This window comes from Streptomyces sp. NPDC048420, from assembly GCF_040651535.1.
GTDB lineage: Bacteria > Actinomycetota > Actinomycetes > Streptomycetales > Streptomycetaceae > Streptomyces.
In genome coordinates, this window is sequence record NZ_JBEZKG010000011.1 from 275063 (window position 1) to 295744 (window position 20682).

Annotated in this window: 21 protein-coding genes and 1 pseudogene; 12 read left to right on the forward strand and 10 right to left on the reverse strand. The window is 72.2% G+C overall.

All coding sequences use genetic code 11. From position 1 onward, the window contains the following. Positions 1-53 precede the first annotated feature (53 nt). Together AB0D34_RS22350 and AB0D34_RS22355 are read left to right on the forward strand one after the other, a co-directional pair. Complete coding sequence (locus AB0D34_RS22350) at positions 54-698, forward strand: DUF4232 domain-containing protein (protein WP_362663956.1); 645 nt, start codon at positions 54-56, stop codon at positions 696-698. Between the two features lie 88 nt (positions 699-786). Further along, complete coding sequence (locus AB0D34_RS22355; RefSeq protein WP_362664159.1) at positions 787-2043, forward strand: SLC13 family permease; 1257 nt, start codon at positions 787-789, stop codon at positions 2041-2043. 6 nt (positions 2044-2049) lie between these two features. On the opposite strand, the gene AB0D34_RS22360 is transcribed toward AB0D34_RS22355, so the two are convergent. The 3 genes and pseudogenes from AB0D34_RS22360 to AB0D34_RS22370 all read right to left on the reverse strand — a co-directional run. Beyond that, positions 2050-3990: a ricin-type beta-trefoil lectin domain protein gene (locus tag AB0D34_RS22360; RefSeq protein WP_362663958.1), complete on the reverse strand. Its 1941-nt coding sequence runs from the start codon at positions 3988-3990 to the stop codon at positions 2050-2052. A gap of 368 nt (positions 3991-4358) precedes the next feature. Next, on the reverse strand, positions 4359-5213 hold the full coding sequence (locus tag AB0D34_RS22365; protein WP_362664161.1) for an AraC family transcriptional regulator: 855 nt from the start codon (positions 5211-5213) through the stop codon (positions 4359-4361). Positions 5214-5321: 108 nt separating this feature from the next. Further along, positions 5322-5609 (reverse strand): annotated as a pseudogene (locus tag AB0D34_RS22370) (AraC family ligand binding domain-containing protein); the annotation flags it as partial. A gap of 63 nt (positions 5610-5672) precedes the next feature. Here AB0D34_RS22370 and AB0D34_RS22375 point away from each other — a divergent pair. Next, positions 5673-6464, forward strand: a complete 792-nt coding sequence (locus AB0D34_RS22375; RefSeq protein ID WP_362663960.1) for a phytanoyl-CoA dioxygenase family protein — start codon at positions 5673-5675, stop codon at positions 6462-6464. A gap of 16 nt (positions 6465-6480) precedes the next feature. Here AB0D34_RS22375 and AB0D34_RS22380 read toward each other — a convergent pair whose 3' ends face one another. After that, on the reverse strand, positions 6481-7452 hold the full coding sequence (locus AB0D34_RS22380; protein ID WP_362663962.1) for an aldo/keto reductase: 972 nt from the start codon (positions 7450-7452) through the stop codon (positions 6481-6483). Positions 7453-7676: 224 nt separating this feature from the next. Here AB0D34_RS22380 and AB0D34_RS22385 point away from each other — a divergent pair, with 224 nt between their 5' ends. The 3 genes from AB0D34_RS22385 to AB0D34_RS22395 are packed head-to-tail and all read left to right on the forward strand — an operon-like array spanning position 7677 to position 12474. Continuing rightward, positions 7677-10811 carry an alpha/beta fold hydrolase gene (locus AB0D34_RS22385; RefSeq protein WP_362663964.1) on the forward strand — a complete coding sequence of 1045 codons (3135 nt, stop codon included), beginning with the start codon at positions 7677-7679 and terminating at the stop codon, positions 10809-10811. An 18-nt stretch (positions 10812-10829) separates the two neighbouring features. After that, positions 10830-11627 (forward strand): alpha/beta hydrolase, encoded by a 798-nt coding sequence (locus AB0D34_RS22390; protein ID WP_362663966.1) that lies wholly within the window; start codon positions 10830-10832, stop codon positions 11625-11627. 55 nt (positions 11628-11682) lie between these two features. Further along, positions 11683-12474 carry an MBL fold metallo-hydrolase gene (locus AB0D34_RS22395; RefSeq protein ID WP_362663968.1) on the forward strand — a complete coding sequence of 264 codons (792 nt, stop codon included), beginning with the start codon at positions 11683-11685 and terminating at the stop codon, positions 12472-12474. 1 nt (position 12475) lies between these two features. On the opposite strand, the gene AB0D34_RS22400 is transcribed toward AB0D34_RS22395, so the two are convergent. Next, positions 12476-12991: a flavoprotein gene (locus tag AB0D34_RS22400; RefSeq protein ID WP_362663970.1), complete on the reverse strand. Its 516-nt coding sequence runs from the start codon at positions 12989-12991 to the stop codon at positions 12476-12478. A 9-nt stretch (positions 12992-13000) separates the two neighbouring features. Continuing rightward, positions 13001-13459, reverse strand: a complete 459-nt coding sequence (locus AB0D34_RS22405) for a nuclear transport factor 2 family protein (protein WP_362663972.1) — start codon at positions 13457-13459, stop codon at positions 13001-13003. A gap of 94 nt (positions 13460-13553) precedes the next feature. Here AB0D34_RS22405 and AB0D34_RS22410 point away from each other — a divergent pair, with 94 nt between their 5' ends. After that, complete coding sequence (locus AB0D34_RS22410) at positions 13554-14105, forward strand: TetR/AcrR family transcriptional regulator (RefSeq protein WP_362663974.1); 552 nt, start codon at positions 13554-13556, stop codon at positions 14103-14105. A gap of 2 nt (positions 14106-14107) precedes the next feature. On the opposite strand, the gene AB0D34_RS22415 is transcribed toward AB0D34_RS22410, so the two are convergent. Then, complete coding sequence (locus AB0D34_RS22415) at positions 14108-14779, reverse strand: NAD(P)H-dependent oxidoreductase (protein WP_362664163.1); 672 nt, start codon at positions 14777-14779, stop codon at positions 14108-14110. Between the two features lie 66 nt (positions 14780-14845). On the opposite strand from AB0D34_RS22415, the gene AB0D34_RS22420 reads away from it, so the two are divergent. From AB0D34_RS22420 to AB0D34_RS22430, 3 genes are all read left to right on the forward strand, one after another. Further along, positions 14846-15748 (forward strand): sigma-70 family RNA polymerase sigma factor, encoded by a 903-nt coding sequence (locus tag AB0D34_RS22420; protein ID WP_362663976.1) that lies wholly within the window; start codon positions 14846-14848, stop codon positions 15746-15748. Positions 15749-15945: 197 nt separating this feature from the next. Further along, positions 15946-16572, forward strand: coding sequence for a LysE family transporter (locus tag AB0D34_RS22425; RefSeq protein ID WP_362663978.1), 627 nt, complete (start codon positions 15946-15948; stop codon positions 16570-16572). A gap of 102 nt (positions 16573-16674) precedes the next feature. Continuing rightward, positions 16675-17124 (forward strand): nitroreductase family deazaflavin-dependent oxidoreductase, encoded by a 450-nt coding sequence (locus AB0D34_RS22430; RefSeq protein ID WP_362664165.1) that lies wholly within the window; start codon positions 16675-16677, stop codon positions 17122-17124. Positions 17125-17186: 62 nt separating this feature from the next. Here AB0D34_RS22430 and AB0D34_RS22435 read toward each other — a convergent pair whose 3' ends face one another. After that, complete coding sequence (locus AB0D34_RS22435; protein WP_362663980.1) at positions 17187-18158, reverse strand: cation diffusion facilitator family transporter; 972 nt, start codon at positions 18156-18158, stop codon at positions 17187-17189. 95 nt (positions 18159-18253) lie between these two features. On the opposite strand from AB0D34_RS22435, the gene AB0D34_RS22440 reads away from it, so the two are divergent. Together AB0D34_RS22440 and AB0D34_RS22445 are read left to right on the forward strand one after the other, a co-directional pair. After that, positions 18254-19273, forward strand: a complete 1020-nt coding sequence (locus AB0D34_RS22440; RefSeq protein ID WP_362663982.1) for a glutathione S-transferase C-terminal domain-containing protein — start codon at positions 18254-18256, stop codon at positions 19271-19273. Positions 19274-19324: 51 nt separating this feature from the next. Then, positions 19325-19627, forward strand: coding sequence for a DUF4235 domain-containing protein (locus AB0D34_RS22445; RefSeq protein WP_362663984.1), 303 nt, complete (start codon positions 19325-19327; stop codon positions 19625-19627). A gap of 16 nt (positions 19628-19643) precedes the next feature. On the opposite strand, the gene AB0D34_RS22450 is transcribed toward AB0D34_RS22445, so the two are convergent. Both AB0D34_RS22450 and AB0D34_RS22455 read right to left on the reverse strand, forming a co-directional pair. After that, positions 19644-20036: a VOC family protein gene (locus AB0D34_RS22450; protein ID WP_362663986.1), complete on the reverse strand. Its 393-nt coding sequence runs from the start codon at positions 20034-20036 to the stop codon at positions 19644-19646. Positions 20037-20110: 74 nt separating this feature from the next. After that, on the reverse strand, positions 20111-20578 hold the full coding sequence (locus AB0D34_RS22455; RefSeq protein ID WP_362663988.1) for a pyridoxamine 5'-phosphate oxidase family protein: 468 nt from the start codon (positions 20576-20578) through the stop codon (positions 20111-20113). Positions 20579-20682: the final 104 nt, after the last annotated feature.

Below are 20682 nucleotides of genomic sequence, written 5' to 3' on the forward strand. Positions count from 1 at the left end.
TGAAATCCCTCCATGTCCGCGCGCGTGCGTGAGATCTCCGGGAGTGTGGAGACATGACGAACAGGTCCCTGGGTGTGCGGCGGGCGGCTCTGCTCGCGAGTTCGCTCGCGGTGCTCGGCCTGCTGACGGGCTGCGGCAGTGGCGACGACACGGCGAGCGCCCCGCGCACGGAATCCGGCACCACGCCGTCCGGCTCCGCCACAGAAGACGCGAGCAGCGCGCCGAGCGGCGTCCCGACCGACGCGGTGAGCAACTCCCTCACCCCGTCCCCGGCTTCCGGCACCCGCTGTCACACCTCCGAGCTGAGCGCCTCCGTGGGCCGCAACAACCCGGGCGCGGGCCAGGAGAACTTCCCGGTCGTGCTGACGAACAGGTCGAACCGCACCTGCACCCTGTACGGCTATCCGGGCACCGCCTTCGTCGACGCGTCCGGCAAGCAGCTGGGCCCGGACCCGAAGCGGTCCTCGGCCGATCCGGAGACCGTGTCACTGGCGCCCGGCCGGAGTGCCTGGGCGGGACTGTCCTTCGCGAACCCCGAAGTCAGTGGGGCGGGCACGGCCACCCCGGCCGCCCTCCTGGTGACCCCGCCCGACGAGGAGGACCCCCTGAAGGTGACATGGCGGGGCGGGGAGGTCCCGGTGTCCGGCACCGAGTCGTCGGTGCGGCTGATCCCGTTCAGTCCCGGCACGGGCGCCTGAAGATCACAGTCGGGGGTATGAGACGACTTCTTACCCCGGCCTGGTTTCATGACCGGGCACGATCTGCTCGCGTCCCGAAGGATTCGCCCTGAACACCCCGCTCGCCGAAGCCCTGTCCGTCACCCTGCTCGTCGCCGTACTCGTGTGGGCGGTGCTGCGCCCCTTCGGCTGGCCGGAAGCGGTGGTCGCGGTCCCGGCGGCGGGGCTCGCGGTGGTGACCGGGGCGATCTCCCCGGAGCACGCGTGGGCGGAGGCCGAGCGGCTCGGGCCGGTGGTCGGGTTCCTGGCGGCCGTACTGGTGCTCGCCCACTTCTGTGACGTCGAGGGGCTCTTCCAGGCCTGCGGGGCCTGGCTGGCCCGCCGCTCGGCGGGGTCCCCCGGGCGGCTGCTGACCGGGGTGTTCGGACTGGCGTCGGTGATCACTGCGGTGCTCAGCCTGGACGCCACCGTGGTGCTGCTGACCCCGGTGGTGCTGGTCACCGCCTCCCGGATGGGCGCCCGCGCCAAGCCGCACGTCTATGCGTGCGCCCACCTGTCGAACACGGCCTCGTTGCTGCTGCCGGTGTCCAACCTGACCAACCTGCTGGCCTTCGAGGCGAGCGGGGTGAGCTTCACCCGGTTCGCGCTGCTGATGGCGCTGCCCTGGCTGGTGGCGATCGGCGTCGAGTACGTGGTCTTCCTGCGCTTCTTCGAAGCCGACCTGACCGTCGTGGACCACTCCCCCGAGCCGTGCGAGGAGCCCGCACTGCCGCTGTTCGCGCTCGTCACCGTCGGCTGCACGCTGGCCGGGTTCGTGGTGGCCTCCGCGTTCGGCGTCGATCCCGCCTGGGTGGCGTGCGCGGGGGCGCTGGTGCTGGCGGGCCGCGCGCTCGTGCGCCGCAAGGCCACGCCGGTGGCGGTGGTGCGGGCGGCGGCACCGGCGTTCCTGGCGTTCGTGCTCGCCCTGGGCGTCGTGGTACGCGCGGTCGTCGACAACGGACTCGCCGACGCCCTGCGCCATGTGCTGCCCGACGGGGCCGGCATCGTCGCACTGCTGGGGATCGCCGCGCTGGCCGCCGTACTGGCGAACCTGATCAACAACCTGCCCGCGGTCCTGGTCCTGCTGCCGCTCACCGCCTCGGCCGGTCCCGGCGCGGTCCTCGCGGTGCTGCTCGGGGTGAACATCGGCCCGAACCTGACCTACGCCGGGTCCCTGGCCACGCTGCTGTGGCGGCGCATCCTCCACCGGCACGACCACGAGGTCGGGCTCGGGGAGTTCAGCCGGCTCGGTCTGCTGACCGTGCCGACCGCGCTCGCCGCCGCCGTGGTGGCGCTGTGGGGCTCGCTCCAGCTCGTCGGGGCCTGAGGCGGGTCAGCGCCCGCCGCCGTAGCCACCTGGGTAACCGCCCGGGTAACCGCCGCCGTAGCCGTAGCCCCCGCCATAGCCGTAGCCCCCGCCGTACGGGCCGCCCCACGAGCAGGCGTACGGGTTGGTGGCGCAGTTGCCGCTCGGGGTGGGGGCGGTCGACGGTATCGGCGGTGTGGGCTCCGGGGTGGCGGACGCCTTCGGGGTCGCCGTGGGCGTCTTCGAGGGTGCGGGGGCCGACTTCGGGGTTGGGGTCGGGCTCGGGCTGCTCTCGGCGTCCCAGTTGACCGCCTGCATCTGGGGGTCGGTCTTGGAGGTGTCGAAGACCCAGCGCTGGGCGGAGCCGTCGTCGCGGTTCTTCAGCACCAGCGCGCCGGACCCGTCGGTGGCGGCGGGGGCCAGGGCGAGGTCCTGGTCCCAGCGCGGTACCAGGGTGCCCTGCAGGGTGAAGTCGTAGCGGATGTCCTTGGCGTCGGCCTCGGTGGCGCCGGCGCAGGGCGCGAGCCGTACCGAGAAGCCGAGGTGGGAGTCGAGGCACAGATCGGGGTCGGCGGCGCTGCGCAGCAGGCCGTCGGTCTCGTACGTCCACTGCTGGCCCTTGGCCGCGGAGCATTCCGCGAGCTCGGTCTCGGCGCCCTGGGCGACCTTCTTGCCTGCGACGCCGACGCACAGCCCGGACTCGACGTTGTGCAGCCGTCCGCTCAGGTCGCCCTGGCGCGCCTCGTCGGCCCCGGCCCAGGACGGGTCGGTGGTCGAGGAGGCCGTGTCGGAGCCCGGTGCCTCGGTCGGGGCGGCGTCGGCGGGGCCGTTGCCGTCTCCGGAGCTGAACGAGGACCACAGGACCAGCGGCAGGACGACGAGCCCGCTGACGGTCAGGACGGCGGCGGTGAGGTTGCGCCGGGAGGTGCGCCGGGCGGCCTTGTGGGCGGAACGGCGGTTGGCCGAGCGGGCCCGCGAGCGGGGACCGGGGACGGCGGGCAGCGGTTCGGTGGGAACGGGAGCGGACGCGGGGGCGCCCGGGAACGCGGCGTCGAACGGCGCCGGGGCGCCGAAGGCCTCTGCCACGAACGGTCTGGCCGGGGCGTGTCGCGCGGCCTCGTGCCGGGCTCCGCTGTCGTCGACGCTCATCCGGGACGCCACGTAGGCGGCGGCTCCCCAGCCGAGCACGGCCTCGGCGAGTGCGGTGCCGAGGTCGCCGTTGAACTGGTGGAGCTGGTCCGCGGTGTGCATGCAGTGCCTGCACCGCTCCAGGTGCTCGCGCAGATCGGGATCGAGGTCGACGCCGCCGCGCCGGTAGGTCACGTCGAGCAGTCGCAGGTAGTGCCGGCACTCCTGCTCGGGGGCGAGTTCGCGGTGGACCTGGAGGCACTCCTCGCGGAGCCGGTCGCGGGCCCGGCGGAGTTCGACGCCGGCGTCCTCCTCGTCCAGTCCGAGGAGGGCGGCGGGGACACCGAGCGGTTCGGCCTCGACCTCGGTGTGCCACAGCAGGCAGCGGGCCGACTGGGGCAGGCGCTGGAAGGCGCCGGAGAGCAGACGCCGCTCCGAGGGCGGCAGCAGGCGGGCCGCGGCACGTTCGCCGCCCGCCTCGGTTCTCAGCGCGGGATGGAGCATCTCCCGACGGCCGTCGGAGTCCCACTCGGCCGCGATACGGCGGACGGTGACGAGCAGATGGGGACGCCACGCGGCGGTCGGCCCGGTCTGACGCAGCGACTCCCCGAAGAGGCGGGTGAACGCGGCCGTGGTGAGCATGCCGGCGGGACGGGGACCGTCGGTGCACAGCCGCGCGTAGGCGAAGGCGGCCTCCCAGTGCCGGTCGAGGAGTTCACCGACCGGTTGCAGCGCGGGCGTCGTACCGCTCCACTTCTTGAGCTCGGCGCTCAGTTGTTCGTCCGTCACGTCGTACGGACGAACCGGAGACGGGGAATTCGACAGGCCTGCGTCACTCACGGCGGCATTTCCTCCCGAGGGCATGCTGCGTTGCTTCAAGTCCATACCTATGGGTACGTCCGCCTTGGACAGCTCTTTTGAAGCATGGGGCGTACGGAGGGGGTCGAGAGCACACAGGTGGGAAATGTGCATTGACTGTGCGCCGACACACACACCTTTGCACAGGTCAGGGAGGCCTAACAAGAGATCTCGCGGTTTTGTGCATTGCGTTCGCCTCACGCTGATTTGACGAGACGTCAAGGTCGAGGCCCCGGAGATTGCCGTTCTCTCGATTTCACAATTGGAAACGGGATTCAGTCAACTCCGCGAGGAGATCCAGGAAACCATTGAACGTCCACTACACGGCGCGTCCGGGTGGCGCCGCGATGTCATGCCTCAACCATTGAACCGGCGGACCGGTAGGCCCCGGGCGGAGTCCCGTAGCGGGCTCTGAACACCCTGTTGAAGTGGAAGGGGCTGGCGAAACCGGAAGCGGCCGCGACGCGTTCCACAGACAGGTCCGTGCCCTCCAGCAGCCGGGCGGCATGCTGCAGACGTGCCTCGCGCAGCGCCCGCATCGGTGAGCGGCCCAGTTGCCGGGTGAAGAGATGGGCGAAGCGGGAGGGCGACAGCGACACCTGGGCGGCCAGCGACCGCACGGTGTGCGCGGCGCCGGGGTCGGCCACGATCAGCTCCTGGGCGCGGTGCACCCGGGGGTCCACACCGGCCCCGGTCCCGGCCCGGCGCGCGGCACCCGCGGCGAGCAGGACGGCCTCCTCCAGTGCGCACAGGGCGAGTTCACGGGCGGTGGCGCCATGGGCCACCGCGACGGTGACGCGGTCGTCGGGCGGGGTGGTCGGGGGCGGGGTGCCGGTGCCGGTCCAGCGGGCGTCGCCGAGCATCCGTCGGAAGGCCGCCTCGATCCTGACGTGCGGGCTGCGTGCGGAGCGGTCTCGCGGGACGCCGTGTCGGTCACCGTCGGATGGATCCGTACGGACGCGATGCGGGCCGCCGCCCGGGGAATCCGCGCGCATGCCGTCCGGGCCGCCGCCCGAGGAGCACGTGCGCATGCCGTCCGGGCCGCCGCCCGAAAAACCCGCGCTGACGCCAGCCCGGCCGCCCGGGAAACCCGCCCGGACACCATCCGCGTCACCGCCCGAGGAACCCGCACTGACGCCAGCCCGGCCGCCCCGGAAACCCGCCCGGACACCATCCGCGTCACCGCCCGAAGAACCCGCACGCACGCCCTCCGGACCGCCGCCCGAGGAACCCGCGCTGACGACGTACATGCCGTCGCCGACGGCGTGTGGTTGCAGCCAAGTGGTCCAGGAGGGGCGGGCCGTGCAGTGGGCCCACCAGAACTCCCAGTGGGGGGCGCCTTGTTCGACGGTGTAGCGGTGCGGGGTGCCGGGAGCGAGCACCACCAGGTCCCCGGCGCCCGCGCCGGTCTCGGCGCGGCCCTGGCGCAGGGTGCCCCGGCCGCCCACCGTCCACGTGAACAGCCAGCTGTCGGCGCCGTGCGGTCGTTGGACGGCGTAGCCCGGAAGTTCGTCGTAGTGGCCGACGACCACGAGGCCCGGTGGCGGGGCGGGGTCGCCGGGCGCAGCAGTCTCGGGCAATCCGTCGGCGGTCACGGTCATCCTCCTCCGGTCGGCGGCGGCCTAGCGTGACGAGTGGAACACATCTCACCGAGGAGTGGACGCATGACAGTGACGGGCATCGAGACGGGGGTCCGGCAGTTCCAGGAGGACGGCTTCATGGTCGTCCGCGGGCTGTTCGCAGGCGACGAGATCGACCGGTTGTGCGGCGAGTTCGGGGCGCTGCACGCCGGCGGGCCCGTGCCGGGGCACTTCGAGCCGAGCGAGTCGACGGACCCGCTGCGGAGGTTTCCGCGGGTGATGCAGCCGCACGAGATCAACGACCTGGCGCTGCGGGTGCTGTTGGACGCCCGGCTCCGGGAGGTGCTGGAGACGCTGCTCGGTGAGGAGGTGCTCGCCGCGCAGAGCATGTTCTACTTCAAGCCGCCGGGGGCGCGGGGCCAGGCGCTGCACCAGGACAACTTCTATCTGCGGGTGGAGCCGGGCACGTGTGTCGCGGCCTGGGTCGCCTGCGATGTGATCGACCGGGACAACGGAGGGCTGGAAGTCGTCCCGGGAACGCATCGGATGGACCTGTTCTGTCCCGAACTGGCGGACTCCGAGGTGTCGTTCGCGCGGGAGTACGTCGCCCCGCCGCCGGGGCTCGCCGCGGTTCCGGTCGACATGTCGCCGGGGGACGTCCTGTTCTTCAACGGCAGCCTGGTGCACGGCTCGCAACCGAACCGTACGGCGGACCGGTTCCGTCGGTCGTTCATCGGCCACTACGTCGGTGCCTCGACCGAGCGGATCGGGCACTACTACCGGACCCTGTCGATGAGCGGCGCGCGGGTGCCGTTGCCGGAGAGCGAGGGGGCGGGTCCGTGCGGCACGGAGTTCGCACCGCACGGACCCCATTAGTCGGCCGCGGCCGAAGTCAGCTGTGACCGACTATGGGGCGGGCCGTGTACGGCCCCTCCAGCTCCTCGATCTCCTTGTCGCTGAGCTCCAGTTCCACGGCCGCCACGGCGTCCTCGATGTGGTGCGGCCTGCCCGCGCCGACGATCGGGGCCGCCACCGTGTCCTGGGCCAGCAGCCAGGCCAGGGCCACCTGGGCGCGCGGGACGCCCCGGTCGCCGGCGATGCGGGTGACCGTCTCGACGATGGCGCGGTCGCCCTCCTGGTAGAGGCGGCTGCCGAAGTCGTCGGTGGAGCTGCGGTCGGTGACCGTGCCCCAGTCCCGGGTCAGCCGGCCGCGGGCCAGCGGGCTCCACGGCAGCACGCTGACGCCCTGGTCGGCGCAGAGCGGCAGCATCTCGCGCTCCTCCTCGCGGTAGAGGAGGTTGTAGTGGTTCTGCATGGACACGAACCTGGTCCAGCCGTGCCGCTCCGCCGTGTACTGCATCTTGGAGAACTGCCAGGCGTACATCGAACTCGCCCCGATGTAGCGGACCTTGCCCGCCTTCACGAGGTCGTGCAGCGCCTCCATCGTCTCCTCGACCGGGGTGTGGGGGTCGAAGCGGTGGATCTGGTAGAGGTCGACGTAGTCGGTGCCGAGGCGCCTCAGGCTGTGGTCGATCTCCGTCATGATCGCCTTGCGGGACAGCCCGGAGGCGTTCTGCCCCGACCGCATCCGGCCGTGCACCTTGGTCGCGAGGACGATCTCGTCACGGTTGGCGAAGTCCGCGAGGGCCTTGCCGACGATCTCCTCGCTGGTGCCGTCGGAGTAGACGTTCGCGGTGTCGAAGAAGTTGATGCCCGCGTCCAGGGCCTGCCGGATCAGTGGCCGTGACGCCTCCTCGTCGAGGGTCCACTCGTGCACGCCTCGGTCCGGAAGTCCGTAGGACATGCAGCCCAGACAGATCCGCGAGACGTCCAGGCCGGTCGAACCGAGCTTCACGTACTGCATCGTTGCTGCTCCTGCCTTGGAGAGGGGTCCGAAGGGGAGCGTACGACTTGGAGTGCACCTCGCGGTCCACGGCGACGCGCCGAACCCCGCTCCCGTCGACAAAGCCGGGTACTGCCGCTGAACCGAATGCCTGCGTCCGCCGTGTCCGGTAATGGTTGAATGAGGCATCTTCACAAGAACCGCATAGAACCGTTCGGATCCGGACCTTCTCGAAAGGCGTTGGTGTGATCCTCAAGGGGCGGACCGGGGAACGGACACGGCTCGACGGCCTGGTGGCGGCCCTGCGTGACGGGCTGAGCGGGGTGGTGGTGTTCCGGGGCGACGCGGGTATCGGCAAGACGGCGCTGCTGGACCACGCGGTCGTCCAGGCCGCGGATCTGCGGGTGCTCGGGGTGGCGGGGGTGGAGGCGGAGTCGGGTTTCCCGTTCGCGGCCCTGCACCGGCTGCTGGTGCCGCTCCTGGACGACCTCAAGCGGCCCGGGATGCTGCCGCCGGCCCAGCACGACGCCCTGCGGGTGGCCTGCGGGCTGGCCGACGGTCCGCCCGCGGACCGGTTCCTGGTGGGGCTGGCGACGCTGAGCCTGCTCGCCGAGACCGCGAAGGGGCGGCCGGTGCTGGTCTGCGTCGACGACGCCCAGTGGGTCGACGAGGAGTCCCTCGGGGTGTTCGCCTTCGTGGCCCGCCGGGTGCACGCGGAGGGCGTCGGTCTGCTGCTGGCCGCACGGACCGGGTTCGAGGTCCCCGCCGGCCTCCCGGTGACCGAAGTCGGTGCCCTGGAGGAGGAGTTCGCCCTGGAGCTGCTGCGGGAGGCCGTGGACCACCCCGTGGACGTCCGGGTCGGCGCCCGCATCGTGGCCGCCACCGCCGGGAACCCGCTCGCGCTGGCCGACCTCGGCCGGGAGCTCTCCGCCGACCAGCTCTCCGGGTCCCTCGCGCTGCCCGAACCACTGCCAGTGGGAAGCCGGTTGGAGGCGCACTACCTGGAGCAGGTGCGTGCGCTGCCCGGCCCGACCCGTACCTGGTTGCTGCTGGCTGCGGCCGAGCCCGGCGGGAACCTCGCCTACGTGACGGCCGCGGCCCGTCGGCTCGGAGCCGGACCCGAGGACTCCGAACCCGCCGAGGCGGCGCGGCTCGTCACCCTGCGCCAGAGTGTCGTGTTCCGGCATCCGCTGGTGCGGTCCGCGGTGTACGGGGGCGCCACCAGCGTGGAACGGCGGCGCGCGCACCGGGCGTTGGCCGAGGTGACCGACCGCCCCGCGGACACCGACCGGCGGGCCTGGCACCGGGCCGCGGCGACGATCGGACCGGACGAGTCCGTCGCCGCGGGCCTGGAGGACGCCGCCGACCGGGCGGGGGCGCGCGGCGGTCACGCGGCCCGCGCCACGTTCCTGACCCGGGCCGCCGAGATGACGCCGGACGATGCCGTGCGCACCGGCCGGCTGCTCGCCGCGGCGGAGGCCGCGCTGACCGCCGGGGCCCCGCTCCAGGCCGAGTCGCTGCTCGACGCGCTGGACGTCGGGCTGCTGGGTGACGTGGGCCGGGGCCGGGCGCTGCTGGTGCGCGCGAACGCGGTGGCCTTCCTGGGCGACGCCGGTTCCTTCGCGCCGGCGGCCGCCCTGTGTCTGCGAGCCGCCCGGGCCCTCGCGGACGGGGCGCCGGAGCTCGCCCGGGAGGCCCTCCTGAGAGCGGTGGACCGTGCCATCACCGCGGAACACCTGATCCGGGACACGACGGTGGCCGAGATAGCCCGGGCCGTCGACGACCTGCTCCCCCGCACCCGCCCCGCGACCGGCGTGGACCTGGTGCTGCGTGCCTTCGCGGTCCTCGTGACCGACGGGTACGAACGCGCGGTGCCCGACATGCGGCGGGCCCATGCGATGCTGCTCGACCCGCGGACCTCCGACGCGGACGTGCTGCAGGCGTTTCTGCCCACGGTCACGCTCTCGATGATGCTGTGGGACGAGGACGCCCAGAGCGCGGTCGTGGAACGGGCCGCGGACGTCGCCCGCGCGACGGGTGCGCTTCAGCAGCTGGACATGGCCCTGTACTGCGCGGTGATGCACGAGACGATCCTCGGCCATCTCTCGCTCGCGGACGACCTGAACGCCCAGGGCCGCCAGATCCGGTCGGCGATCGGTGCGAGCGACGAGATGTGGGAGCTGTACCGGCACCCGGAACTGCTCGCCTGGCACGCCGACTCCGAGAACCTGGAGGTGGTGCTGCGCGGCTCGATGGAGGCCGGCACCTGGCTGGGCAACGGCGCCGTGGAGTCCATCGCGCGGATCGGCACGGTGATCCTCGCCCTCGGCGGCGGCGACTACGCGCGGGCCCGCTCCTTCACCCACGAGCTGATGGAGCAGGACCTGCTCGGGGTGCACTCCCGTCTGCTGCCCCCGCTGATCGAGGCCGCCGTCCGCTGCGGCGACCGCGTCCTGGCCACGGCCGCCCTGGGTACGCTCGCCTCCCGGGCGGGGGCCACCGCGACCCCTTGGGCGCTGGGCCTGCTGGCCCGCTGCCGGGCCCTGCTGGCCCCGGTGGGCGACGCCGAGGACCTGTACCGGGAGGCGATCGCCCTGCTGTCCGGGACCCGGGCGCGGTCCGACCTGGCGATGTCCCATCTCCTGTTCGGCGAGTGGCTGCGCCGCCGCAAGCGCCGCAAGGACGCCCGGCAGCACCTGCGCGCCGCCCTCACGACGTTCGACGAGATGCGGGCCACGGCGTACGCGTCCCGCGCCGCGACGGAACCGGCCAACCCCCTGCGCGACCCAGCCGGTGACGCGGAGTACGTCGGCAGCGTCGTCGACACGATTCCGGGCCCGGTGATCCTGGTCGGCCACTCCTACGGCGGCGAGGTCATCACCAACGCGGGGCGCGGCCGCGCCAACGTCAAGGCCCTTGTGTATGTAGCCGCGTTCGCACCGGACGAGGGTGAGACCGCGCTCCAGCTGGCCGGACAGTTCCCGGGCAGCCGGCTGCCCAGTGCACTGCTGATCCGCCCGTACCCGGTACCGGGCAGCCCCACCCCGGGCATCGACGGCTACGTCGACCCGGCGAAGTTCCATGACGTCTTCGCCCAGGACCTGCCGCGGTCGCTCACCCGGGTGCTGGCGGTGGCCCAACGCCCGGGCAGCCTGCTCGGGTTGGACTCCGCCAGTGGTGTACCGGCGTGGAGGTCCCTGCCGTCCTGGTACGTCGTAGCTACCGCCGACCGGGTCATCCCGCCCGCCGCTCAGCGCTTCATGGCGAAGCGGGCGAAGAGCCGGGTCGTCGAGGTCGAGGGCGCCTCGCACGTCGTGATGATGTCCCGCCCGGACGCCGTCGTCCGGCAGATCGAGGCCGCCCACCGCGCCACTCGCTGACACCCCCGAGGAGGGGCCATGAGCGCTCCGGACACCATCGTCCTGATCCACGGCTTCTGGGTCACCCCGAGGAGCTGGGAACACTGGATCGCCCACTACGAGAAGCGCGGCTACCGCGTCCTCGCGCCCGCCTACCCGGGCTTCGAGGTCGAGGTCGAATCCCTGAACGCCGATCCGACACCGGTGGAGAAGGTCACCGTCCCACAGATCGTCGAGAGCCTGGAGAGCGTGGTCGGCGGCCTGGACAAGCCCCCGGTTTTGATCGGCCACTCCGCCGGGGGCGTGTTCGTGCAGCTTCTGCTGGACCGCGGGTACGGGGCGGCGGGCGTCGCCCTCAACTCGGCGCCGACGGAAGGCGTCGCGGTGGTGCCGCTGACCCAGGTCAAGGCGGCTTTCCCGGTTTTGAGGAACCCGGCGAACCGGCATCGGGCGGTTGCCCTCAACTTCGAGCAGTGGCACTACGCGTTCACGAACACGTTCTCCGAGGAGGACTCCCGGGCGCTGTACGAGCGCTACGCCGTCCCGGCCTCGGGCAGCATCTTCTTCGACAGCGCCCTTGCCACCCTGCGCCCCGGCCACCAGAGCACCTACGTCGACTACGCCAACGACAACCGGGCTCCCCTGCTGTTCGTCGCGGGTGAGCACGATCATCTGATGCCGCCGAAGGTGCAGCAGTCCAACGCCCGGCACTACAAGTCGAACACGATCACCGAGATCGAGGAGTACGCGGGCAGGCCGCATCTCCTGCCCGCCGCACCTGGCTGGGAGGAGATCGCCGACCACGTCCTCGACTGGGCTCTGTCGCACGCCAAGTAGTCGGTGGGTCCGGGGCGGACCACCACCGCCCCGGGCTTCCGGAAGGGACCTGCCCGTGACCGAGGCGCGCATCACCCACATCGGCGGGCCGACCACGCTCATCGAGGCGGCGGGCTGGCGGCTGCTGACCGACCCGACGTTCGACCCGCCCGGCCGGCGCTACTCGTTCGGCTGGGGCACCTCGTCCCGCAAGACGGCGGGGCCGGCCCTCAAGGCCGCCGAACTCCCGCGGCTGGACGCGGTGTTGCTGACGCACGACCACCACGCCGACAACCTGGACACGGCCGGTCGGGCCCTGCTGCCCACCGCGGACACCGTCCTGACCACACCGCCCGGGGCAGGCCGGCTCGGCGGCAACGCCCGCGGTCTCGCCGCCTGGACCACCTGGCGCCTGGAGTCACCTGGCCGCCCCGCCGTCGAGGTCACGGCCACCCCCGCCCGGCACGGCCCGCCCCTGTCCCACCCGTTGGTCGGGGACGTCACCGGCTTCGCGCTGCGCTGGGAGGGCCAGCGGCACGGCGCCCTGTGGATCACCGGCGACACGGTCCTGTACGCGGGAGTGCGCGAGGTGCCCCGACGGATCGACGTGGGCACGGTGTTGCTCCACCTGGGCGGGGTGCGCTTCCCCCTGAGCGGCCCGGTCCGCTACACGATGACCGCGGCCCCGGCGCTCGAACTGTGCGGCCTGCTGCGCCCGCACACCGTGCTGCCCGTGCACTACGAGGGCTGGTCGCACTTCCAGGAGGGCCGCGAAGCCGTCGAGGCCGAACTCGGCCACGCCCCCGCCGGCCTCCGCACCCGCTTCCGCTGGCTGACACCCGGCACCCCGCTGGGGGTCGAGGTCTGACTCACTCCACCAGGTCCAGCGCCCGCTCCCACCCGAACTCCTCGCCTTCGGCGCCCTGGTAGGGGTACCCGAACCGCACGCCCATCCCCCGCAGCCGTATCAGACTGTCCTGGTAGGCGGGGTGACCGGCGAGGTGGTCGGAGACACAGGTCAGGACGCCGATCGGGACGCCCTGGCCGGCCACCTCGCACAGAGTGCCCACGGCGAGGGTGTCGGCGATCCCGGCGGCCCACTTGTTGATCGTGTTGAAGGTGGCCGGGGCCACCACGACCGCGTCGGGCTCGGGGAAGGGCCGAGGCTCACCCGGGCGACGCCAGGCCGAGCGGATCGGATAGCCGGTCTGCGCCTCGACGGCCGCCGTGTCGAAGAAGCCGTTCATGGCGGTCGGCGTCGCGATGACCCCGACGTGCCACTCCCGCTCCTGCGCGGCGGTGATCAGCTTGCCGACCTCGGCGGCGATGCCCGCGGCGCAGACGACGACGTAGAGAAAGGGCGGTGTCTCGTCCTGTTCGGTCACGGCGGAACCCTACTCAAGCGGGAAGGACAGCCCCCGCTCGGCCTCGGGCCGGGGTCCGCGGATCCGGCGCTCCTTCTCCTCGATCGGCACGTCGTTGATGCTGGCCTCGCGCCGGGTCATCAGCCCGTGCTCGTCGAACTCCCACAGCTCGTTGCCGTACGACCGCCACCACTGTCCTTCGGAGTCCTGGCACTCGTACTGGAAACGGACCGCGATGCGGTTGCCGTCGTACGCCCACAGGTCCTTGCGCAGCGCGTACTCGCGCTCGCGCGCCCACTTCGCGGTGAGGAGATCGACGATCCCGGCACGGCCGGTGACGAAGGTGCCGCGGTTGCGCCACACGGAGTCCTCCGAGTAGGCGAGCGCCACCCGCTGCGGGTCACGGGTGTTCCAGGCGTCCTCGGCGGCCTGCACCTTCCGGGCGGCGGTCTCGCGGGTGAAGGGCGGCAGGGGCGGGCGGGCGGTCATGTCATCCTCCGGCACAGCCATGGGAGAACGTGCGTTCTCCGGATGCCTGCTAACGTAGGAGAACGAACGTTCTCACGTCAAGGAGTGGTCGTCCATGGACAGCGCAGCGGCCCGCGAACGGGCGCTGGACGCCGCCGAGGAGCTGTTCTACGGGCGGGGCATCCAGTCCGTCGGCATGGACGACATCCGCGGCGCGTCCGGTGTCTCCCTCAAGCGGCTCTACCAGCTGTTCCCGGCGAAGGAGCAGCTGGTGGAGGCCTATCTGGAGCGACGGGACGGGCGCTGGCGGACGCGGCTCGCCGCGTTCGTGGAACTCCTCCCGACCCCTGAGGAGCGGATCCTGGCCGTCTTCGACTGGCTGGAGCAGTGGTTCGGCGAGGAGGGGTTCCGCGGGTGCGCGTGGATCAACTCGTACGGCGAACTGGGCGCGACCTCGGACCGGGTTGCGGCCCAAGTCCGGGCGCACAAGGGGGCGTTCGCGGACTACCTCGCCGCACTCGTGGCCGACGCGGGACGGCCCGCCACGCTCGCCGGGCCGCTGTTCCTGCTCACGGAGGGCGCGATGGTGACGGCGGGCATCACACGGAGCACGCACCCGGCGACGGAGGCGCGCGAGGCGGCCCGGCTGTTGCTGGAGTCCCGCTGAGGTCAGGCGGTGGCGAGTGCGGTCAGCTCCGCGCGGGCCCTGGTGAGCGAGTCGGTGGCCAGGTCCTCCAGGTGCGCCAGATGCGGCAGCAGAGCGGCGAGGGTGAGTTCGGCGGCCACGAAATGCAGCTGCCGTACGCCGAGTTCGCCGAAGTAGGACCTGAGGTAGGGCGTCTGGAAGTCGTACGACTCCCGCGGTGTGCCAGGGCCGTAGCCGCCGCCCCGCGCCATGACCACGACCACACGGGTGTCCCGCAGCAGGCTCTCGCCGGTGTCGGGGTCGGCGTACGCGCCGGGGAAGGTCACGCGGTCGATCCAGGCCTTCAGGGACGCGGGGATCGAGAAGTTGTACATCGGGACACCGAGCAACACCGTGTCCGCGGCGCGCAGTTCGGTGATGAGGGGCCGGGTGAGATCCCACTCGCGTTCCTCGGCAGCGTTCTCGATCAGCGCCGGCACCTTTTCCGGCGGGGCGAAGCCCTCGCGTTCCACGCGGCGGCCGAGAGAGGTGTACGCCGGGCCGAGCGCGGGGACCGGGTCTGCGCACAGATCCAGGTGGCGGTAGGGGCCCGCGCCGTTGCGGGCCCGCCAGGTTCTCGCGAACAGGCCGGTCAGGTACCTGCTGACGGAGTCGTCGGCCGTGTCGGCGCTGGAGTCGATGTGCAGGAGGGGCATGTCGGTCACCTCGGTGCTCCGGGAATCGTCAGTGGAGTGACGGGGCACGACGGAGAAAGGTGACCGATGGACGGGCACGACGGTCCTGCGTGGCGGTTCGAGGGTGAGCGGGGGCGGCTGCGGACGCTGGCGCACCGCATGCTGGGCTCGCCCGACGAGGCGGAGGACGCCGTTCAGGAGGCCTGGCTGCGGCTGGAGCGGACCGGTGGCGACGGCATCGACAACCTGGGGGGCTGGCTGACGACCGTGGTCTCGCGGATCTGCCTGGACATGCTGCGCTCGCGGGCGACCCGGCGGGAGGAGCCGTACGGCGTGGAGGTGCCGGACAGGACCGGTTCGGACTCCCCCGAGGACGCGGCCGTGCTGGCCGACGCGGTGGGCGTCGCCCTGCTGGTGGTGCTCGCCCGGCTGGCACCCGCCGAGCGGGTCGCGTTCGTGCTGCACGACCTGTTCGGGGTGCCGTTCGACCGCATCGCCCGGATTCTGGACCGCTCCCTGCCCGCCGCGAAGAAGCTCGCCAGCCGGGCTCGGCGCAAGGTCCGGGGCACTCCCGCGGTCCCGGAGGCCGAGCTCGACCGGCATCGACGGCTGGTGGAAGCGTTCCTCGCTGCCGCGCGGGGCGGTGATCTGGGCGGGCTGCTGGAGGTGCTGGCACCCGACGTGGTGCGCCGTGCCGATCCGGCCGCGTTGCCGCCCGGAGTCCCGGTGGAGCTGCGGGGCGCCAGGGCGGTGGCCGAGGGGACCGTGGCGCTGCGCGAGCGGTCCCGGTTCGCGGCCCTCGCCCTGGTCGACGGAGACGTCGGCCTCGTCGTCGCCCCGCACGGGCGGCTGCTGTTCGCGCTCACGGTCACCGTCGAGGGCGGGCGGATCACGGCGTACGACGTCGTCGCCGAGCCGGAGCGGCTGCGGCGGGTGGAACTGGGGGTACTCGACCCGCCTGCGCCCACCCGACCAACTCGGCCGTCCTGACGCCCCGCCCCCAGCGTGCCGGCCTGGGCGCCGACCGCCCCGCAGATGGGAATTCCGGTTGCGGCCGTCCGCCCGCCGCCCGCACTATCTGGCCATGTCGATGACCGAAGCCTTCCTGCCGCCGACCGCCACCGCCGTCCTTCCGGTGCGCGGCCAGCAGCAGCCCGGCCGACCGTGGGGCCCACGCTTCCGCGCTCGTGACCGCCGCGCTCGTCGCGGGGCTGCTCGCGGGCTACGGCATCGCCGTTCCCGTCGGCGCGGTCGCGACCTACCTCGTCTCCCTCACCGCCCGCACGTCCCTGCGCACCGGTGGGTGCGCCGCGCTCGGCGTGGCGACCGCCGACGGGCTCTACGCCCTGGTGGCCACGGTCGGCGGTTCCGCCGTCGCCGCACTGCTGCGGCCGGTCCTCGGACCGCTGCGCTGGGCGGCCGCCCTGGTCCTGGTGGTGCTCGTGGCCCGCGGCGCGGTCACCGCCGTACGCCAGTACCGCGACCACCGCCTCGCCACCCGCTCGACACCGCCTCCCCCGAGCCCCGCCCGGGCGTATCTGTCCCTGCTCGGCATCACGCTCCTGAACCCCACGACGGTGATCTATTTCGCGGCCCTGGTCCTCGGCACCCACGCCGAAAACGCCGTACGCCCCCTGGAACAGGGCGTGTTCGTCCTCGCGGCGTTCGCCGCGTCCGCGAGCTGGCAGCTCCTGCTGGCCGGCGGCGGCGCCCTGCTGGGGCGGGCGCTGACGGGTCACCGGGGGCGGTTGGCCACGGCTCTGGTGTCGAGTGCGGTGATCACGCTACTGGCCGTGCGGATGGTCCTGTCGTGACCTGGATCGGTCGCCGGAGATCGGGTAGGGATGAATCTCAGGCGCGGCGGCGTTGAAATCCCGTGCGTGACCCCCGTAGCAGACGACGAGGAGACGGAAACCATGCCTCTTGAGGGCGAGTACCAGCCCAGCCCGACGCAATGGGTGCGTGACCAGGTGGAGTTGTACGAGAGCTCCGGCGGCACCAAGGGCACCACGCTCATGGACACGGGGCTGCCGGTCATCGTGCTGACGACCCGGGGCGCGAAGAGCGGTGTCATCCGCAAGACGCCGCTGATGCGGGTCGAGCACGAAGGGCGTTACGCGGCGGTCGCCTCGCTGGGCGGCGCGCCCAAGCACCCGGTCTGGTACCACAACGTCAAGGCCGATCCGCACGTCGAACTGCAGGACGGGCCGGTGAAGCGGGACTTCACAGCCCGTGAGGTGACCGGCGCCGAGAAGGACGAGTGGTGGGAGCGGGCCGTCGCCGCGTACCCGTCCTACGCCGACTACCAGAAGAACACGGACCGGGTGATACCGGTCTTCGTCCTGGAGCCCGTCGACGGCGACTGACCGGCTCGGAAAAAATCTTCAACAGGGTGCGCATGAACCGGATGTCGCCGGGCACCCGAGCCTCAGGCCCCGCCGCGTTCCCCCGTCGCGGCGGGGCTTTCTCGTGCCTCCTCGGCCGGCCGGTCGGTGACGTCGAGGAAGATCTGGTCCGCCTCGGCCACGGTCCGCCCGACGGACCGCTTGATGCGTACGGCGACCTCCTCGACCCGCTCACTGTCCAGGCCCGGCACCAGATCGACGCGGGCGGCCACCAGGACCGAGTCCAGCCCCATCTTCATGGTGAACAGCGCCTCCACGCTGTCGATCTCGGGCTGCGCGTCCAGCAGTGCCCGGATCCGTGCGCTGGCCTCGGGGTCCGCGGCCTCGCCGATCAGCTGTCCCTTGGCCTCGCGCCCTAGCCGGTAGGCGACGTACACGAGCAGCGCGCCGATGGCCAGTGAGGCGGACGCCTCCCACACCACCTGCCCGGTGACCATGTGCAGCGCCATGCCCACCATGGCCAGGGTCACACCGAGCACCGCCGTGCCGTCCTCGGCGACGACGGTGCGCAGGGCCGGGTCGCGCATGCCCTTGGCGGCTCCGCCCTGCTTGTGCACCTGGTGCAGCGCCCGCATGAGGGAGACCCCCTCGGCGAGCAAGGCCACCCCGAGCACGACCAGGCCGGCCACATAGCCGCTGAGCTTCTCCTCGGCGCCGTTGTGGAGCGCCTCGATACCCTGGAAGAAGGAGAAGCAGCCGCCCATCACGAAGATCCCGACGGCCGCGATCAGCGACCAGAAGAACCGCTCCTTGCCGTAGCCGAAGGGATGGCGCCGGTCGGCGGGGCGGCGGCTGCGGCGCAGCGCCGCCAGCAGGAAGACCTCGTTGAGGCTGTCCGCCACGGAGTGCGCCGCCTCCGACAGCAGCGCCGGCGAGCCCGCGAGGAGGCCGCCGACGGCCTTGGCGACCGCGATCACGAGGTTCGCCGCGAGCGCCACGAGGACGGTCACACGTGTTTTCCGGTCCGCTGAGTTGTTCGTAGATGTCCCGCTCACCTCCGCCGACTGCCCGGGTCCCCGGCACTCACACCGTGCCGACTCCCGAAAACGGGGAACGCGTCCACCAGGACAGGTGTACTCAGGGAGGAAGCATGGGCAGCGCCGACGGCGGGAACAGCGCGTACGGCCGGAAGGCGTTCAAGCGGTCCAAGAGCCACTTCGCGGACCGGGTCACCACCGACGGGCGGGACGGCTGGCCGGTGGAGGCCGGCCGCTACCGCCTGGTGGTCAGCCGTGCGTGTCCCTGGGCGAGCCGGGCGGTGATCTCGCGGCGGCTGCTCGGTCTGGAGGCCGCCCTGTCGATGGGGATCGCCGATCCGATCCAGGACGACCGCAGCTGGCGTTTCACCCTGGACCCGGACGGCCGCGACCCGGTTCTCGGCATCCGCTACCTCAGCGAGGCGTACGACCGCCGGGAGAGCGACTATCCGGGCGGGGTGAGCGTGCCCGCGCTCGTGGACGTGCCCAGCGGGAAGCTCGTCACCAACGACTACCAGCAGCTCACCCTCGACCTGGCCACCGAGTGGACGGCCCTGCACCGGGAGGGGGCGCCCGACCTGTACCCGCGGGCGCTGCGCGACGAGATCGACACGGTGATGGCGGACGTCTACGAGGACGTCAACAACGGTGTGTACCGGGCGGGTTTCGCCACCGGGCAGGAGGAGTACGAGGAGGCGTGCGCGGGAGTGTTCCGTCGGCTCGACCTGCTCACCCCGCGCCTTGCCCGGCAGCGCTATCTCGTCGGGGACACCATCACCGAGGCGGACATCCGGCTGTTCACCACGCTGGTCCGTTTCGACGCCGTCTACCACGGCCACTTCAAGTGCAACCGCTGGAAGCTGGCGGAGAACGAGGTGCTGTGGGCGTACGTCCGCGACCTCTACCAGACGCCGGGCTTCGGTGACACGGTCGACTTCGACCACATCAAGCGGCACTACTACCAGGTGCACACCGGCATCAACCCGACCGGCATCGTCCCGCTCGGGCCGGACCTGGCGGGCTGGCTGACCCCACACCACCGTGCGGAGCTCGGCGGCCGTCCGTTCGGCGAGGGGACCCCGCCGGGGCCGCCGCTCCCGGCGGAGCGGGTGGCGGACACCGGACGTCCTTGATCAACTGGATCAACTGATCGCACAACGGCTCACACAACCAAGGAGACCCACATGGCCAAGAAGAAGAAGATGAAGCTGCCCCTCGCCTACCAGCCCCTGGGGTTCGCGCTCGGCTGGTCGAGCGGCTGGCTGGCGGGGCTCGCCTTCCGCAAGACCTGGATGGCGCTACGGCACGAGGAGGACGCGCCCGACGCCCTGGACCGGGACCGCGGCTGGGGGGAGATCCTCCTGGCGGCCGCGATCCAGGGCGCCATCTTCGCCGCGGTGCGCAGTGCCGTGGACCGCACGGGCGCCAAGGCCATCGAGCGGTCCACCGGCGTCTGGCCGGCCTCCGAGAAGGGCGGCCGGGACTGAACCGACAGGGACAGGATCAGCCCTGCTTGGGCGCGGTCGGTGTGACCATGCGCAGGGTGAAGGAGTGGCCGGCGGGGTCCGCGTACCCGCGTTCCTCGTACGGCCCCGATGCGTCCTTCGTCTCCAGGGGGCGTCCGCCGAGCTCCACCACCTTGCGCTCGACCGCGTCGAGGTCGTCCACCACGAAGTCGAGGTGGGCCTGGAGGGAGTTCTCGGGGCGTGGCCAGCTCGGCGGGGTCGCCTTCACATCACGGCGGAACCCCAGCCGGATCCCGTCGGCGCCCCTGATCTCCACGCGGTTGGCGGTCGCGTCCGTCTCCTCGGCGTCCAGCAGTTCCTTGTAGAACACGGCGAGCTTCTCGGGCTCGGCACAGTCGAGCACGACGACCCCCGCTTTCACCAGTGCCATGTCTCCTCCGAAGGATCCGGCCGCGGCGTCGACGCCGCGGCCCTCTACCTTGCGGTTATCCCGGCACGGCCGATTCAGTCGGCGACCAGCCACTCCCCGTCCCGCATCAGCTCACGCCCGGTGAGCTCATTGGCCTCCCGCCAGGCCTGCACCCGCTGCGGCCGGACCCGGAAGTACAGGTAGGGCGTGGTGAGTTGCCGGGGATCGAAGCCGGTGCGGGCGGCGAACCGGTCGCCCTCGTCCTGGCTCAGCCGGTCCTGGGGGACGGTGTCGACGGTGCCCTCGATCATCACCACGTCCCGGGTGGGTCCGATGCCGAGGCGGGTTCGGCCGGTCGCCTTCAGGTTCCGGCCGGTGGGGCTGGTGGCCGGGGTGGCCAGCAGGATGGTGGAGCCGTCCCAGAGGAACGAGAGCGGGACGAGGAAGGGCACACCCGAGTCGTCGGCCGGGGCGGTGGCGACCCATACGTCCTCGTCGTGCTCCAGTCGGTACAGGGTGTCCTGCTTGCGCTGCTTGGCGGGGCGTGCGGGCTGCGCCGGCATGAGGTGGGCGTCCTCCTGGAGATGTCAACTGACGGTTCCAGTCTGGCTGTTCGGCCCGGTCTGCACCTCCGCCTTTCGGCCTAGGACCCCAGGAGACTTCCTGG

Coding starts and splice junctions, on each gene's coding strand:
- AB0D34_RS22350 (WP_362663956.1), top strand. CDS start 54: ATGACGAACAGGTCCCTGGGTGTGCGGCGGGCGGCTCTGCTCGCGAGT.
- AB0D34_RS22375 (WP_362663960.1), top strand. CDS start 5,673: ATGACAGTGACGGGCATCGAGACGGGGGTCCGGCAGTTCCAGGAGGAC.
- AB0D34_RS22380 (WP_362663962.1), bottom strand. CDS start 7,452: ATGCAGTACGTGAAGCTCGGTTCGACCGGCCTGGACGTCTCGCGGATC.
- AB0D34_RS22390 (WP_362663966.1), top strand. CDS start 10,830: ATGAGCGCTCCGGACACCATCGTCCTGATCCACGGCTTCTGGGTCACC.
- AB0D34_RS22405 (WP_362663972.1), bottom strand. CDS start 13,459: ATGACCGCCCGCCCGCCCCTGCCGCCCTTCACCCGCGAGACCGCCGCC.
- AB0D34_RS22410 (WP_362663974.1), top strand. CDS start 13,554: ATGGACAGCGCAGCGGCCCGCGAACGGGCGCTGGACGCCGCCGAGGAG.
- AB0D34_RS22415 (WP_362664163.1), bottom strand. CDS start 14,779: ATGCCCCTCCTGCACATCGACTCCAGCGCCGACACGGCCGACGACTCC.
- AB0D34_RS22420 (WP_362663976.1), top strand. CDS start 14,846: ATGGACGGGCACGACGGTCCTGCGTGGCGGTTCGAGGGTGAGCGGGGG.
- AB0D34_RS22430 (WP_362664165.1), top strand. CDS start 16,675: ATGCCTCTTGAGGGCGAGTACCAGCCCAGCCCGACGCAATGGGTGCGT.
- AB0D34_RS22440 (WP_362663982.1), top strand. CDS start 18,254: ATGGGCAGCGCCGACGGCGGGAACAGCGCGTACGGCCGGAAGGCGTTC.
- AB0D34_RS22445 (WP_362663984.1), top strand. CDS start 19,325: ATGGCCAAGAAGAAGAAGATGAAGCTGCCCCTCGCCTACCAGCCCCTG.
- AB0D34_RS22450 (WP_362663986.1), bottom strand. CDS start 20,036: ATGGCACTGGTGAAAGCGGGGGTCGTCGTGCTCGACTGTGCCGAGCCC.
- AB0D34_RS22455 (WP_362663988.1), bottom strand. CDS start 20,578: ATGCCGGCGCAGCCCGCACGCCCCGCCAAGCAGCGCAAGCAGGACACC.